Annotated in this window: 16 protein-coding genes; 10 read left to right on the top strand and 6 right to left on the bottom strand. The window is 54.1% G+C overall.

The genetic code is table 11. The features are described from left to right. Positions 1 to 385 precede the first annotated feature (385 nt). From V6L81_RS18065 to V6L81_RS18055, 3 genes are read left to right on the top strand one after another with little or no spacing between them, the layout of a single operon-like run. On the top strand, positions 386 to 838 hold the full coding sequence (locus V6L81_RS18065; RefSeq protein ID WP_338660233.1) for a hypothetical protein: 453 nt from the start codon (positions 386 to 388) through the stop codon (positions 836 to 838). After that, a complete protein-coding gene (locus V6L81_RS18060) occupies positions 768 to 1388 on the top strand; it encodes a polymorphic toxin type 44 domain-containing protein (RefSeq protein ID WP_338660232.1) in 621 nt (206 codons plus the stop codon). Before V6L81_RS18065 ends, V6L81_RS18060 begins: the two co-directional genes overlap by 71 nt. Positions 1389 to 1443: 55 nt before the next feature. Further along, positions 1444 to 1794 (top strand): hypothetical protein, encoded by a 351-nt coding sequence (locus V6L81_RS18055; protein WP_141232530.1) that lies wholly within the window; start codon positions 1444 to 1446, stop codon positions 1792 to 1794. A gap of 208 nt (positions 1795 to 2002) precedes the next feature. Here the strand turns inward: V6L81_RS18055 and V6L81_RS18050 are convergent, their stop codons facing one another. Beyond that, positions 2003 to 2521: a cysteine hydrolase family protein gene (locus tag V6L81_RS18050; protein WP_138738227.1), complete on the bottom strand. Its 519-nt coding sequence runs from the start codon at positions 2519 to 2521 to the stop codon at positions 2003 to 2005. A gap of 685 nt (positions 2522 to 3206) precedes the next feature. On the opposite strand from V6L81_RS18050, the gene V6L81_RS18045 reads away from it, so the two are divergent. From V6L81_RS18045 to V6L81_RS18030, 4 genes are all read left to right on the top strand, one after another. Beyond that, on the top strand, positions 3207 to 3959 hold the full coding sequence (locus V6L81_RS18045; RefSeq protein ID WP_095002019.1) for a hypothetical protein: 753 nt from the start codon (positions 3207 to 3209) through the stop codon (positions 3957 to 3959). 18 nt (positions 3960 to 3977) lie between these two features. After that, complete coding sequence (locus tag V6L81_RS18040) at positions 3978 to 4325, top strand: hypothetical protein (protein ID WP_095002018.1); 348 nt, start codon at positions 3978 to 3980, stop codon at positions 4323 to 4325. A gap of 720 nt (positions 4326 to 5045) precedes the next feature. Beyond that, on the top strand, positions 5046 to 6647 hold the full coding sequence (locus tag V6L81_RS18035) for an ABC transporter substrate-binding protein (protein ID WP_138738228.1): 1602 nt from the start codon (positions 5046 to 5048) through the stop codon (positions 6645 to 6647). 295 nt (positions 6648 to 6942) lie between these two features. Continuing rightward, positions 6943 to 7836: a hypothetical protein gene (locus V6L81_RS18030; RefSeq protein WP_169916538.1), complete on the top strand. Its 894-nt coding sequence runs from the start codon at positions 6943 to 6945 to the stop codon at positions 7834 to 7836. A 152-nt stretch (positions 7837 to 7988) separates the two neighbouring features. On the opposite strand, the gene V6L81_RS18025 is transcribed toward V6L81_RS18030, so the two are convergent. Further along, a complete protein-coding gene (locus V6L81_RS18025; protein ID WP_095025816.1) occupies positions 7989 to 8381 on the bottom strand; it encodes a cupin domain-containing protein in 393 nt (130 codons plus the stop codon). A gap of 622 nt (positions 8382 to 9003) precedes the next feature. Here V6L81_RS18025 and V6L81_RS18020 point away from each other — a divergent pair. Continuing rightward, the gene (locus tag V6L81_RS18020) at positions 9004 to 10092 is read left to right on the top strand and encodes a hypothetical protein (RefSeq protein WP_095002014.1); all 1089 of its coding nucleotides are present in this window, start codon (positions 9004 to 9006) and stop codon (positions 10090 to 10092) included. Between the two features lie 39 nt (positions 10093 to 10131). On the opposite strand, the gene V6L81_RS18015 is transcribed toward V6L81_RS18020, so the two are convergent. After that, complete coding sequence (locus tag V6L81_RS18015) at positions 10132 to 10695, bottom strand: cysteine hydrolase family protein (protein WP_095002013.1); 564 nt, start codon at positions 10693 to 10695, stop codon at positions 10132 to 10134. Positions 10696 to 10761: 66 nt separating this feature from the next. Further along, entirely contained in the window at positions 10762 to 11019 is a 258-nt protein-coding gene (locus V6L81_RS18010; protein ID WP_095002012.1) for a hypothetical protein, read from the bottom strand. 171 nt (positions 11020 to 11190) lie between these two features. On the opposite strand from V6L81_RS18010, the gene V6L81_RS18005 reads away from it, so the two are divergent. After that, positions 11191 to 11901 (top strand): response regulator, encoded by a 711-nt coding sequence (locus V6L81_RS18005; RefSeq protein WP_095002098.1) that lies wholly within the window; start codon positions 11191 to 11193, stop codon positions 11899 to 11901. Then, a complete protein-coding gene (locus tag V6L81_RS18000) occupies positions 11898 to 13253 on the top strand; it encodes a cell wall metabolism sensor histidine kinase WalK (protein WP_095020779.1) in 1356 nt (451 codons plus the stop codon). Before V6L81_RS18005 ends, V6L81_RS18000 begins: the two co-directional genes overlap by 4 nt. A 55-nt stretch (positions 13254 to 13308) precedes the next feature. On the opposite strand, the gene V6L81_RS17995 is transcribed toward V6L81_RS18000, so the two are convergent. Continuing rightward, positions 13309 to 14646 (bottom strand): MFS transporter, encoded by a 1338-nt coding sequence (locus V6L81_RS17995; protein ID WP_095020778.1) that lies wholly within the window; start codon positions 14644 to 14646, stop codon positions 13309 to 13311. A gap of 125 nt (positions 14647 to 14771) precedes the next feature. Beyond that, on the bottom strand, positions 14772 to 15668 hold the full coding sequence (locus V6L81_RS17990) for a DMT family transporter (RefSeq protein ID WP_095020777.1): 897 nt from the start codon (positions 15666 to 15668) through the stop codon (positions 14772 to 14774). Position 15669 lies beyond the last annotated feature (1 nt).

The raw sequence follows: 15669 nt of genomic DNA, 5'->3' as shown, positions 1-15669 counted from the left end.
CCGCATCTGGGGCAATTTTAGAGCCCGATCCAGCGTTTTTAACGGCTGTGTTTTAGTCGGAGGGAAAGTGCTTTTTAGCTGTGCACTTTTCGCCGATTTAACAGGTAGCGTTCACAATTTTCACAACCCGTATGTAAACAGTCCCCGTTACCAGCATACCCGTGTACCTCACCTGCTTTCGTTTTGCCTACGAAAGCAAAGTATTCAATATACTTGAGAGCCGTTATTGCCATGAACTCATGAAGGCGCCATTTCGTATTATGCGTACAAAAAAACTCGTCACTAAAATTTCGGTCTGAACATATGTTGTGACTTTATAAATTTGTATGAGTAGGGAGTTCGATGAATAATATAAAGTCTGGATTGATTCATAAGGAGTATGAATATGCCATTAGAGCTTGGTCCGATATCTGTTGTGGGGAGAATAATAGACTTCTCCATTCCTGGCACATCGAGAGAGTCTATGATGCCAGATTATATGCATGATATACTCGGTCTATTGATAAGGGCGCTTGAGAATGTAACTCAATGGATTTTTGATAATGCATATAGATTTGATATGCAGCACAAAGATAATATTGCGGCCATAGATTTTGAGATTGACCAGGAAATCAAGGGTGCAGGCGGGCTAAATATGCCTATGGATGTATCCACGTCAAGAAAAATAATCACAAGAGAGAAAAATATCCTGGTAACACTATATATGGCTAAAGAGAATGAGGCTGATAGAAAGGTTAAGGCTTCTAAAGGTTCTGGGGACGGCAGTGATGTACAAGCTTCAAAAAAGACCAAGTGCGGGGAGTTTTACTCAGGCCGGGAAGATGAGGGTCATAGTTAATACACCTAAACTTCTTGATTGGGCACAGAGGTATGAATTTGCCAGGTTGTCTGAGGTCTATTCAGAAACGGCCCGACGCTTGAAAGAAAAGCAGCAGAAATTGGCTCTCATAGAGGTGGCTAAAGCGACAAATCTGCGCGATGCGAAAGAGCAAGCCAGACATAAACAGTATCCTAGCGCTCCACCCGGCGTCTCTTTAGATGAGAACCTAGAATTTGCGAAAAGCCAAAAAGCATACTTTAGTATTAAAGGTAGAGGTTTTTTGCTCAGCTGGTTTTACACCCAAGTCAGAAACAAGGGCGAGTGGGATTACAAAAAAGGCCAGCCTCAGTATGAGAGCTTCGGCAATTTTAATTATGGTGCTGTTGGTACGGCAGCTGGGATTTCTGAAACGGTACTTTTAAGAGCAGCTGGTGCTGCACAGTCCTTAGCTGGGACTTCTCAGGCAGAATTCGATAAATGGTGGTCAGAGGCTCCTTACGGCGATGATCCTGTTGATCAAGTATGGATTAAAGCAGGAATAGATTATGCGAAGTCGAAGGGGTATTAAGTGGGTTGTTTGGAGTTTGTTTTTTGTTTGTCTTGGGCAAGCTTTGTACATATATATGTCTGCTCCAGGCAGACCTAATCCTGTCAAGATTACTTCAGTTACAAATGTTGGCCATGGCGGGGCCATCTATGAGGTCTTATATGATTCTGGTGGCGCTACGGTGCCAGTTGTCTATAGGTATTTCCTGATGAATCTTCAACCTGGCGATGAAGAAGCGCTTCAGGAAGCAAAGAAGACCGCCCCATTCCTTGTTACAAAAAGCTCTGCAGCTGTTCGCGAGGTTTTAGATGATCGGGTCAAACTAAAAGTTGATGGGGTTATTTATGGGTTTCACAATATTTCATTGTTTAAAGTTGATGGTGAGATCAATATCGTGAAATTCGATCTTGATTCAACTGCCCCATAGATTTTTAGTTGAAAAAAACACCGGCCTGGAAGAAAAATACTCCCACATAGCACGTGGCCTACAGGCCACGTGCTGTATTTCTCCATAGAGGTCTTGAAAGCAGCCGGCCTCGACAGGTATTAGCGCTCGATTTTTACCTCTGTGCCTCATTGTTTTAGCAACAGATCAGCCTGGATCAGCCTGGATCAGCCTGATCTGTCGACCGAGACTAAAACCCCCAGTCCTCAGCGTTGATGACACGACAGAATGGCCCCGCCAGGGTTGCATTGTGATGAGCGATAATCTGCTGTGCCTTCAACGCAGGGGTGTCACTGCAGGTATGGCCATCGGCAATCAGTACTGCGTCGAACCCAAGGTCTCGTGCCGCGCGGCAGGTGCTGTCGACACAATATTGGGTTTTCATGCCCGTGATGACCACACCCTCAACACCAAGAGCCTGTAGCTGGTCGGCCAGGTTTGTCCTGGCAAAGGCGTTGGGGCGGTTTTTCTCGAAAATCACTTCGTTGCCCTGTAGCACCAGTTCCGGTATCAGTTGGGTCAACGGGCTTCCCGGTTCAATCGGTGAGCCGGTAGGGCCGACATGGCGGGCGAGAAAGACCGGGGCACCTGCGCTCCGGGCTTTATCCAGCAACGTGTTCAATGTGTCCAACAGGGCCTCGCCAGCCCATGGCTTGTCCGGGCCATGCACCAATCCTACCTGCATATCAAGAATCAACAGTGCATACATGGGGCTTTTCCTTGCGTTTTGGCCAGTGACACAAGGGCAAAAGAAAAGGCCCTTACCATCACTGGCGGGCCTTTGAAGTTCGTGCGTTATGGCCTCACGATACCTCTCACGACCCGCCTTCGGCGGTCGTGGTAGTCGTGGTCAAGGCAACTCGTAATTGATTCATGGAGCTGACAGTAGCTGCGCATCAGCGGGTTGGCAAGCAGGAGCAGGAAGCGTCATGACTTCGAGCTGGCCAGCCATATACCCATATGCTTCTTGGAAGCCGCGGCCAATCAAACTCAGACTAAAGGTCGTCCAGCGCAACCGACACGCGCTGTGGTGATACGAGATGTTGTTGGTGGGAGCCTCGTCTTCTTGGGCATGAGCACAAGGCAAAAGGGTAGTTTGCCGCGGTCATCGACGTACTGCGGTGTCTTGAGCTTGAGTTCCAGCACGCACAGTCTGTGCTTTAAATTAAATATTGAACGTAGCCCTGCTACTTTAACGAAACAGTCATAGAGATTCTGTACGCCGAGGTGCTGCGTGGGGGGTAATTAAAAGTATGGGGTCAGTCATGCAATATTTTGAGTTTATTATGGTTCTGTGGGGGCTCATAATGAATAGCGGGTAATTTGTTTTTCGGTAAAATTAATTAAGTGCGTGTGCTTTGCAGGCATTTCTTTAATTATCGGGGGGCGGGATCATGAAGACGCTGGGGGTTTTGCTATGGGTTTTTGTGACAGTTATATTAAAGGCTCCTTATTCATGGGCCGAGCCACCAGGTACGGTATGGCGAATGGATACCCGGCCGGAACAGCTGATATTTCACGCTGGTTTCCAGGCCTGGGGTAGTAACTTTAATGTTCATGACCATGTGACCGGCGAGTCATGCGTCAACAGGCAACAGGGGCAGCGAGATTCAGGCTTTGTCTCAACCGCGGCAAACTTTCAGTTCATTCGCACTGCCGCAGCTGCCAGGGCTTTTGCCCAACCCGGTCAGCGTATTTATCTTTATCGCGTCAGGCCGGACAGCAACTTCTTCAATGCCGAGGCCTCATTGCGGACATTGCATGACAACAACCCGCAAGTCCCGATCACCCCCTTGAACTACCATCCCTCACGGGCAGCCAATGAATATATAACGCCGACCCTCATTCCTACTCAAAATATCAGGGATGTGGAGTCCTATATTGTTGTCGACGGTGAGTTGCAAGTTTCAACTGCTCAGGTTAACCCCCGTTATGTGGCCGATAATACCCGAGCCACGAACAGGCCCTATTTCAACGGTGAAGCCCCACGAGAAAGAAGGCCTACCTGGTTGGGCATGATCCCGATGGTCGGGGCGTGCCTGGCTGCGTCGCGTTCGGATCTGAAGCAAGATATTCCAGCAATAATGTTTACCCTGGAGTCTGTTTATAACAGCAGTACCTCCATTATTAACCATGATGAGCTATAAACGTTGAGGAGTATGAGCATGCGTCTTGCAGCCTTGTTGTTGGTGTTGAGTGTCAATGCTTTTGCCGAAGAGCCTGGCTTGATGGGTGTGAGTCGGGATATAAAGTGCGCGCAGGGCACGGTGAAGCAAATACATATAGGGGCAGGTAACTACGACAGCGGCAATGGGATCAGCGTAATGTTAACTTCGACCGGAACGCGCTGGTGGGCAGTTCATGGGGAGCGCAATCTGAATGATCCCACAGGTTATGCACTGCTTAATATGCTGTCCCTGTCGAAGCTGACAGGCCAGCAAGTGTCTCTTCTGGATGAATCCGGCGGCGGATGTAATTACTTTACGGGTGTGGTCTTGACAAATATGTATTAAGTTTCGATGGGTCACTATTCAAGTGGGTGCGGCACACTTGCAGAATAAAGGTGTTTGTTGTCTGCACTTTGCCGCGCCCGCTGTTAATTGTGTCCTGTACGATTTGCGATACAGAACACTCAGCGCCATCGCTAAGCAGTGGCCTGTGCGGCGTCTGTTTAAAGTATGCAGGGGGATACAAGGGCTGGTATTGGCATGTTCAGGTCTAAGCGGTCATGAGGGTGTGCAGCCCGATGGTGGATTATTCAGAGGAATTCCTACGCTTGAAAGTGCACGACTGAAACAGTTCGAGGGGTTTATTTATTACAAGTCACCCGCCTCGCCGGCGGTGTGATTTAGGGTGTCCATAGAGCCCGACTTGACCAAGCGCATGCTCAACCAATGATCAGCCTGATCGCGCTGAAAGCCTGTGGCAAGGAAGCATCAGGCACGAAATAAAATACGGGGCCAAAAGCCGGGTGCGCCAACTTCCCGCCCACTCAAGGCTCCTGTGCTGTACATACAGCGAAATGAGCCTGGCCGCTGTTTTTTCGGGGCTGGAGGTGTCCAGGGCGCTGAGGCGACTCTATCGCCCTTGATTTCGAAGTTCTGCAGGCGTGTATGCCGTCCGTTCTCCAATAATTCAGGTTTCCGCTATCTGATGTTCGGCAACGACGTTAATCTCGGTGGGTGCCGGTTTCGTCTAGGCGCATATTTATGTCTGCAACTTCAAGGGTCTCCATGGATAGAATCGCCTTCAAACCGCTCCTTCTCGTCGCCGGCCTCCTGGCGTTCATGCCAATGGCCCACGCCGCCAGCACGCTGGTTTACTGCTCCGAAGCCAGCCCCGCCGGCTTTGACCCCAGCCAGTACACCAGCGGTACCGATTTTGATGCCTCCGCCGAAACCGTATTCAACCGCCTGATCCAGTTCAAACGGGGTAGTACTGAAGTCGAACCTGGCCTGGCCACCCGCTGGGATGTCTCCAATGACGGCCTGACCTACACCTTCCACCTGCGCGATGGCGTCAAGTTCCATACCACCGATTTCTTCACCCCGACCCGGAATTTCAACGCGGATGACGTGTTGTTTACTTTCGATCGCCTGCTGGATGCCCAGAGTCCGTTCCGCAAGGCTTACCCGTCCGAATCGCCCTATTTCACCGATATGGGCTTGAACACCACGATCAAGAGCGTCGACAAGCTCGACGACCGAACCGTGCGTTTCAACCTCAATAACGTTGATGCCGCCTTTGTGCAAAACCTGGCCATGAGCTTCGCCTCGGTGCAGTCCGCCGAATACGGAGCCCAACTGCTCAAGCAGGGCAAGGCTGAAGAGATCAATCAGAAACCGGTGGGCACCGGGCCGTTTGTGTTCAAGCGCTATCAGAAGGACTCGCAGATTCGTTACGTCGGCAACAAACAGTACTGGAAGCCCGAGGATGTGAAACTCGACAACCTGGTTTTTGCCATCACCCCTGACGCGGCGTCGCGCCTGCAGAAACTCAAAGCCGGGGAGTGCCAGGTCAGCGGTTACCCGCGACCGGCGGATATCGAAGTGATGAAGCAGGATCCCAACTTGCGAGTGCTGCAGCAAGCCGGGTTCAACCTGGGGTTTCTGGCTTACAACGTGACACATCCGCCGCTGGACCAACTCAAGGTGCGTCAGGCCCTGGACATGGCCATCGACAAGCCGGCAATCATCAAGGCCGTGTACCAGAGCGCAGGGCAATTGGCGCAGAACGCCTTGCCACCTGCGCAGTGGTCTTATGACCCGACAATCAAGGATGCCACCTACGACCCGGTCAAGGCCCGGCAGCTTTTAAAAGAAGCTGGGGTTGCACCAGGGACCACTATCAACCTGTGGGCGATGACCGTTCAACGCGCCTCCAACCCGAACGCGCGTATGTCGGCACAAATCATCCAGCAGGATTGGGCCAAGGTCGGCATCAAGGCCAATATCGTTAGCTACGAGTGGGGCGAGTACATCAAGCGCGCCAAGAACGGCGAGCACGACGTGATGATTTACGGCTGGACGGGCGACAACGGCGACCCGGATAACTGGCTCGGCGTGCTCTACAGCTGCGCGGCGGTCAAGGGCAGCAACTACGCCAAATGGTGCAACCCAGACTATGACAAGCTGGTGCAGCAAGCCAAACTCAGCAGCGACCGCGAACAACGCATCAAGTTGTATCAAGAGGCGCAGAAGATCCTCAAGGAGCAAGTTCCGATTACACCCATTGCGAACTCGACGGTTTTCCAGCCCCTGCGCAAGGAAGTGACTGATTTCAAAATCAGCCCCTTTGGGCTGACACCGTTCTACGGGGTGAGCCTGGATAAGTAACAGCAAGCCCCAACTGAGTGCACCAGAAGCCCGGGATGGTTTTTGGTGCGCTCGCGGCACCGAAATAACCTCGCTATAGACGTGAATAGGCCAAAGTCTTATGCAAGGTATGCACTGAAATAATGCGTTTGCAATGTGAGTGCCCAACTATGGGCTTGTTGGTTTTTAATTGACAGTGGTGTAATGCTCTTCTAAGTTGATGTCCTGTTGGGTGCGATCAGGTCTGTGGTCGGTGTAATACATGGAGTTGTTTGTGCGGTGTCAGAGGCCGTTTTATTATAAGTCAGGTGCTTGCATGTCCAGTTTGGAAAGAGTCCTGGATATTCATGATGAAGATCCAGGGTTGGCGGCTGTTTTATTGAAGTCTATTGTTTTTAGTGATTTGACTGATCAAGAGAAGAATACTTTTATCTGGCTGGTCAATCATGTGGTTGGAGAGTTGCTTTCTGATTGGGTCGCGGCTTTTGACTTGCTTTTATGCAATAGGTGGGAAGGCTCCGCTATTTATTTCAAGTTTTTGGCCTGTGCGGCCTATTGCTCTGCACATCCTGTGCATGCGTTTGCTGCCGAACTTGAATATGCCGAACTTACAGGCGCTTCTTTGATAGAGGCCAAGGCGCATGTTGGTTTGCTATGCGTACAAAGTTTGCAAGGTTCTGTGGATATCGCTCAGTCGGTTAACGCAGTGGAAGGGTGCGTCGACCTGCTGGGTAAGCCGTCGAATTCACTGGTGGGTAAAGGTGCGGCGGCGGCCTTGAATAATATTATTTCCAAGCTGATTGATGACCCCCGCCTTCAGGGTGACGAGCTGTCCCATCGAAACGTCATCATGGATGCGGCTGTTGTGTGTGAGCGGCTCTGGATGCAGTTTGGAACCTGGTTGAACCATGAGCGGAGCCTTTATTTATGTGCGTTGACTTTTAACCGGTTCGGGCAGTGGCAGAGTGCTCTGGATAGTGCTGGCAAGGCACTGGTCATTATCGAATCGAACGGGGTGGAGGAGGTGGACAGGGCATTCTTGCTGCTTCAAGTGTCTAAAGCTTGCCAAGGGCTGGGCAATAGGGGAAGCGCTGATGAGGCACTCCATGCTGCAGACCGGATTGCTCAGGGTTTCGATTCGCAACTGAGTCGTTGGTTTTTGGATGTGCGTTCCAAGTTAAAGGTCGCGGACTTTGTGCCTGCTGATTGAAACGGATTAAACATCAGGGGGGTCATCAATGAGAGTACGGATCCATTGTAATGTCTTCAGTGACCATGCAAAAAGAAGCAGTATATCCTCCCCCTAATTTACCTCATGTTAGCCATGCAAGATGCTGCCCGGTGTGATGCGCAGTCGCTGGATCAGGGTGCAGGGACAGAAAAGCTCTTGCCTTTTTCCACTACCCAGGTGGCAAGAACGGTAGCGCCCTGCGGGCCCGCTTTGCTGATGTGGGGTTCGTGCGCCAGGTGTTGAAAACTGTCACCGGCCTTTATTCGCTTTTCAGGCTGCCCATCCATTGTAATGATGACCTCGCCTTCAAGCACATAGGCGACTTCTGGTCCTGTATGTATGTGGCGAGCCTTGACTTCGTTCGGGGCGAGTACTGCTTTTTGCAAGCCCATTTGATAGTGGGTATCAGGCATGTCGATTCGTTGCAACACGTCAGACTTTGCGGGTGTTGGCATGTCTGCGATGGCAGCTCCCGCCCAGAGGACGGCACTCAACATAAATATGGCTGGGGGCGTGCCTTTCATTATTTGATTTCCGGTTTATGACGCTTGATTGGCTGTGCGAGTCAGACGTTTTTAGGTGTTCATGTTTTAAGTTTTCTGCGTAAAAACAATAGATTTTTGGGCTCGCTAAAGTATGTAGTTTTTTTCTGTTACTTGCGTGGTTCATTTCTTTTCATATTTGTGCGAAATTTAATGTGTGTCATGTTTGTTTAGTGTGTCGTTATTATGTTGTTCGTTCATTCCATCATTTTCTTGTGGTCATTGGCTGTTCCCGGGGCTGTACGCGGGGGCGTGCAAAAATGCGCAGAGGCCAGCACAGAAATAAGCTAAGTGACTGATTTATAAAAATAAGCATGTATCTAAATGTTTCTGATGGTTTTGCGGTCAATAATGCCGCTTGCGAGATAATTGATAGGGTAAAACCTCTCCAGCATGACGTTTTAGCTGAATTTTGTTGTGTATATGGTGAAATTACCTGCGCAACACTTCCTATACTGCCCGCGGTGTCTACGTACCTGTACAGTTCAGCCAATCACGATGAGTGATCGAACTGCTATGGCGATAGCCACCCTGCGTAAATGAGGTGGTGTCCGCGTCGTCTTGTTTCCTGCACCTAATAAGTCTAAGAATGAGAAAAAGTGTAATGAATAAACAGTCGATCCAGATTGCGCTTGCGTACATGTCCGTAGTTATCGGTGGTGGCTTTGCCTCCGGGCAGGAGGTGCTGCAGTTTTTCACCGGCTATGGGCTTATCGGTATCCTGGGCACCCTGGTAAGCGGTTTGATGTTTGCCTTCCTCGGTATGCAGATCGCCCGCATGAGTTCGAAGATGCAGGCCAACTCGCACAAGGAAGTACTCTACGCTCTGTTCGGCGCACGTCTGGGCTGGGTCGTCGATGTGGTGCTGTCATTCTTCCTCTATGGGGTTGGTGTGGTGATGCTGGCCGGTAGCGGTTCGATTTTTGCCCAGCAGTACGATCTGCCCCCATTGTTTGGCGGTGTATTGATGACCGTGCTGGTGATCGCCACGCTGTGCATGAACGTCAAGCGCATCATTGATCTGATCAGCGCAGTCATGCCTTTTCTGCTGGCGATGGTGCTAATCATCACGACCTACTCGATTTTCAGCTACAACGCTCCAATCGAGACCCTGGATGCTGTGGCGCGTGAAAACAACGAGACGGTCACTGGCAACTGGTTTGTCGGCGCCTTGCTCTACGCTTCGTTCAATATCGCGGTAGGTTTCCCGATGCTGGCAGTGATCGGTGGCATGACCAAACAACCCAAGGCGGCCGCTCTCGGCGGTGTGCTCGGCGGGCTTGGTTTGGGCGCCCTGATCCTGTTGTTGAACATCGGCCTGTTTGCCAACATCAACCAGCTGCAGGGTATTGAAATGCCGTCCCTGGCACTGGCCGGACGCATCTCGCCACTACTCTCGGTGGTGATGTCCATCGCACTGGTGTGCATGGTCTACAGCACTGCGGTTGGGATGTTCTTTGCCTTCAGTGCACGCTTTGCCAAGCCGGAATCGGGCCGTTTCAAGTTGTTTAGTGCAGTGACCGTTTGTGTCGGCCTGGCTTTGAGCCTGGGTGGTTTCAGCAAGTTGGTGGGCACCGTGTATCCGCTGCTGGGCTACGTAGGCTTTGCGCTGATCCTCGCCATTTGCTTCAGCTGGCTGCGCAGTCGCTCGCTGGCCAAGGCGGAAAAAACCGCGCTGGACGCGGTCTCCTGACCCCGGCTGCCGCCGAACGCAAGTTCGGCGGCTTCCTTCCTAGCCCTGCTGTTCAAGTATCTGGTTGACGTCCCGGACCCTGGCGTAATCCATTGCCATGCTGGCAAGCGACAGTGCATGTACATCCTCGGCAGGCCACAGGCGTCCATTCAGGTCTATCTGATCGAATGTATAGCAGGCATCCGATCCCACAATCACATCGAACCCCAGGCAACCTGCTGAGCGAACCGTGCTCTCTACGGAATTATTGGTGATCACGCCGACGATGACCAACTGCTCAATCCCGCGCGTGCGCAACCAGCGTTCCAGGCCTGTGTTGGTAAATGCATCGGGTACGTTCTTTTCAACCACGTGCTCACTATCGAGCGGGGCCAGCCCCTCCTGAAACTCGCAGCCAGGCTGGCCGGGCCAGAATACCGAGGCAGGCGATCGGGATATATGCCGGACATGGACTACCGGACGCTGTACATGCCGCCAGGTTTCCAGCAGGCGCTGTACGTTGAGCTCGGTGTGCGGGTTGTTTCTGCGACCAAGCCCGGGAAGGCTTATCCCTTTTTGCATATCGATGATGATCAGTGCCGCATCGGATTTGATCAGGGGCATGGCCGTTCCTCTGGCTGGGGATAGGGAGCACCATGCTAAGTCTATTGCGCCGGGGTCACCAGATGGCTACAGGTCTTTATCCTGGCTCAGGGTTTGCGGTTCGCCGTGGCTGATCATCCATTTCAGCAAAGCCCTCACCGGCACTGTATGGGTGCTCTCGACCCACTGAACACCTTCATGGCTGTAATGCTCGATATAGCGGCTGAGTACCAGCGTGTCGCGATCGCTCGACAGGCGCAGGCTTGTTTCGCGACAGTGCAGGGCGGCGTTGGCACGCTTTACCAGTCGCTGCTCCAGGATCATGGCCGGGTTTTCGCAAGGCATGGGTACACGCGTTCTTGGCAGGAAAGAGGTCTGATCCTCGCATTCGCGGTTTGCCTGGATATGTCTGCTTTTTTGCCTGGCCGCAACTTTGTTACCAAGTTGAAATATATGACGCAGCGGGACGAATAGTTTTAGATGGAAGCCTTTACATACCTTAAGTGGAATGCGCCGGTGAGCAGCCTTTTGATCGTGGACGATGACCTGGAGGTCCTCGCGCTTCTGAAGAAGTTTTTTGTACAACACGGATATTCGGTGGAGGTGGCCACCGATGGCACGTCACTGTGGGCGGCGATGGCGCTGCAACCTCCGGACCTGATTATTCTCGACTTGATGCTGCCTGGCGAAAACGGCCTGATGCTGTGTCAGCGTTTGCGTCAGCAATACCCCACGCCGGTCATCATGTTGACGGCCATGGGTGAGCTGAGTGATCGGGTCGTCGGTCTTGAAATGGGCGCCGATGATTATCTGAGCAAACCTTTTGATGCCCGGGAACTGTTGGCCAGGGTGCGTGCCGTGTTGCGCCGGGCAGGGCAGGGCCAGCCCTCGGTCGGGCAGGTGCCGCGGCCACTGATGAAGTTTGCGGGCTGGCAACTGGACCTGACCCGCCGCGAACTTCGTTCCCCGGATCAGGTGATGATTCCCTTGTCTGCCGGAGAGTTCGATTTGTTGTTGGTGTTTGTCGAACATCCCCAGCGCATTCTGACTCGCGAACTGTTGCTGGATCTGGCTCGTGGCGCTGGCCATGACGCGTTCGATCGCAGCATCGACGTACAGGTCAGCCGTTTGCGGCGCAAGCTGGAGTTCGACAGCAAAGGGGTCGAGATGATTCGCACCGTGCGCAATGTCGGTTACCTGTTCACGCCCGGGGTGACCTGTCAGTGACGGGCTGGATTTCAGGCTGGCGCCTGCGCTCACGCAACACCATCGCACGCTGGATTGCCTTGACCACCATTGTCGCGATGCTTACGGCGCTGGCATTCAATGCGCTGTTTACTCAGTTGGCGGGTGTTTGGGCTTACCCGCCGCTGAGTGAAATCGGGCTGCTGGAAAAGATTTCCCTGACGACCAAGCTGATCGAAGCTTCGCCGGCGCCACAGCGCCAACGTCTGGCTGCGGCAGCCACTGACAGCGCCCTGAGCATCAGTTGGCATGCCAGCCGTGCCGGCCTGGATTTGCCGCAGGTGGCCGAAGCGGCCAGTCGCACGGCCACGCCGCTGGCGCAGCGACTGTTCAATAGCCCAGAGCGACGCCTCGAAGCCTATCAGCCTGATGACTGGCCACAGCACAACGGGCATTACGCCCTGCTGGTGCAACTGGAGGATGGCTCATGGCTTATGTTCAGCATCGCATCGCGCAGCTGGGGCCTGGGCCAATGGCAGCGAAACCTGATTTTGATCCTGCTGGTGTTGTTGTCCACGGTGCTTGTGGCGCTGATCGCCACTCGCCATCTGGCCAGGCCTTTACAGCAATTTGCCGAGGGCGCTCGGCGTTTTGGTGTCGATTTTCGTGCGCCGCCCATTGAACCGATTGGCCCCCGGGAGATCCGTCAGGCCATTCTTGCGTTCAACGCCATGCAAGCGCAGTTGCAGCATTTCATCAAAGACCGTACCCAGATGCTCGCGGCCATTTCCCATGACTTGCGCACCCCGCTGACACGCATGCGACTGCGCGGTGAGTTTATTGACGACCCGGACCAACAACAGCGTCTGTTTCGCGATGTAGACGAGATGCAGGCCATGATCAACTCCAGCCTGGAGTTCTTTCGCGACGATGCCCGGCTGGAGCAGGCCACGCAATTTGACCTGGCAGGGTTGTTGCAAACCCTGATTGATGACTACCGCGACCAGTCCATTGACATTGCCTTCAACGGTCCTGAGCACCTGGTGTATTTGGGCCGGCCGCTTGGCCTGAAACGGGTGATGACCAACCTGCTGGATAACGCTATCAAGTACGCAGGCGAGCCGGCCATCGAGCTGAGTCGGGACGATGAGCAGGTCACTGTTTTCGTTCTTGACCGGGGGCCGGGCATTCCTGTCCAAAGTCATGAGCAGGTGTTTGTGCCTTTTTATCGGCTTGAAGAATCGCGCAACAAAAGCACCGGCGGGGTGGGGCTCGGACTGTCGGCAGCCAGAGCGATTGTGCTGGAACACGGCGGATCGCTAACCCTGAGCAACCGCACGGGTGGCGGGTTGGCGGTGAGGGTTGTGTTGCCGGTGCTCAAGGGGGCAGGGTGAATGATCTTCTGCAGAGAGTGCCGGGCAGCCCCGGCACTCTCAGCCTCTTGGCCCCTCAGACCGCAGCGACGGCTTGCGCCGCATTTTCGGGTGTCGCCACATCATGCAAGGAAATCCGCGAGGTCTCCGGCAATGCCAGGCCGCCAGCCAGGGCGAGCAGTGCAACGGCCATCAGATAAAACGCGGGCGACATATTGCTGCCGGTGGTGCTGATCAGCCATGTCGCCACCAGCGGTGCGGTGCCGCCAAAAAGGGTGTACGCCATGTTGTAGGTGATGGCCGAAGCGGTATAGCGAGTGCGGGTCGGAAACGTCTCCGAGAGCAAAGCTGCGGTCACCACGCCACACAACACCGCGCCAATTGCCAGCAGCATGACACCGACGATGGACGCTGCGAACCCGCCCGAGCTGGCCATCAGGAACGACGGATACACCGCGACCATCAGTAGAACGCACGCGGTCACCACGGTCGCCCGCCGCCCGACCCGGTCCGAATACAGCCCGGCCAGCGGGCAGATGGCGGCGGCGAAGAGCAGGGCGATCAGCGACACCAGCAAAGCGGTTGCCCGGCTCAAGCCGCCCGCGACCTGCAAGTAGGTCGCGAAGTAAGTGGTGAACATGTAGAAGGACAGTGCCGTCAGCGACACAAAGGCTCCCAGGCAGCAGATCGCCGCGCCATGGTTGCGCAAGGTGTCCTTGAGTGGGGAGTGGGCGACCGCATGCTCCTCCTTCACGGCCTGGAAGGCCGGGGTTTCATCCAGCTGCCAGCGCAAATAAAGCCCTACCAGGCCCAGTGGCGCAGCAATCAGGAACGGCAGGCGCCAGCCCCAACTGCCCATGCTTTCAGCGGATAACGAAGCCTCAAGGGCGTAGGCCACTACGGCCGCAGCGGCAAAAGCGGAAAATGTCGAAACCGGCACAAAGCTGCCATACCAGGCCCTTTTATCGCTGGGGGCGTGCTCCATCAAATAGGCACAGGCCCCGGCGTATTCACCGCCTGCAGAAAAGCCTTGGGCGCAACGAATCAGGGTGAGCAGGATCGGCGCCATAACCCCGATTGCAGCATAAGTGGGCAATATACCGATCAAGGTAGTGGCCCCGGCCATCAGCAAAATGGTCATGGCAAGGGTACGCTTGCGGCCTATCCTGTCCCCCAGCATGCCGAAAAAAATCCCGCCAAGGGGGCGAAAGGCAAAGGCCACCGCAAACACAGCAAAGGTCTTGAGCAATGCGGCACTGGCATCGCCACTGGGGAAAAACTGCTGAGCGATGGTGGTGGCCAGAAAACCGTAGACGGCGAAGTCGAACCATTCGACGAAATTACCGATGGCGGCGGCGACAATCACTTTTCTCAGCGTTTCAGGGCTGACCTGCTCTATGGATACGCTTGTCATGCTGCACCTCGACCTGTCCTCAGTAAGCAATGATTATCGAGGCAGCGGCTGAAACGATTCGCTCCAAAAGTGTCATCGGCATAGTCAGTACCGACTTCTCAGAGGTCAAGCACGGGGGCTACAGGCTACCGGGCGAACTTTTTGGCCCCGGCAACGCACAGGATCACCGCCGCTGTAACACCAAACATGCCCATGCTTACAGTCTCGTGCAGCAAGGTGGCAGCCAGTGCCAGGCCAAAAAATGGTTGCAGCAGCTGCAACTGCCCAACGGCGGCAATCCCGCCCTGGGCCAGCCCCCGGTACCAGAATACAAAGCCTATCAGCATGCTGAAGATCGAGATGTAAGCCAGGCCGAGCCAGGCAGGTGCGCTAATGCCTTTGAACGAAGCGGGGGCCCACAACCATGCCAGCGGAGCCATCAATGGCAGTGACAGCACCAGTGCCCATGAAATGACCTGCCAGCCGCCCAGCGTACGCGACAACCTGGCCCCTTCGGCATAGCCAAGACCGCAGATCAATACAGCCAGGAGCATCAGGATGTCACCCTCGGGCGCTGCACTCAGACCCTGCGCAAGGGCATAGGCCACGACGCACGCGCTGCCCAGGATCGAGAACAGCCAGAATGCTGGCCGTGGCCGTTCACCCCCGCGCACCACGGCGAAAATGGCGGTAGACAGCGGCAGCAGGCCAAGGAAGACAATGGTGTGGGCCGATGTCACATGCTGCAAAGCCAGCGCGGTCAGCAGCGGAAACCCCACCACCACCCCGGTTGCCACCAGCAGCAGGGGCACCAGCTGGTTGCGCTGCGGCCGCCGGGCCTTGAACAACCCGAGCATGGCCAGGGCCAGTACCCCGGCAATACTGGCACGGGCCAGGGTGAGGAACACGGGATCGAACTCCAGCACCGCCACCTTGGTTGCGGGCAATGAGGCGCTGAAAATGACCACGCCGATAAAGCCGTTGATCCAGCCGCTGAGGTTTTTTTCGGTGGTGGGGATTTGCAAGTTGGAAGTACGTTCCATC

Source organism: Pseudomonas bubulae, from assembly GCF_037023725.1.
In the GTDB taxonomy this organism is placed as follows: Bacteria; Pseudomonadota; Gammaproteobacteria; order Pseudomonadales; family Pseudomonadaceae; genus Aquipseudomonas; species Aquipseudomonas bubulae.
This window is presented reverse-complemented; position numbering and strand designations above follow the sequence as displayed.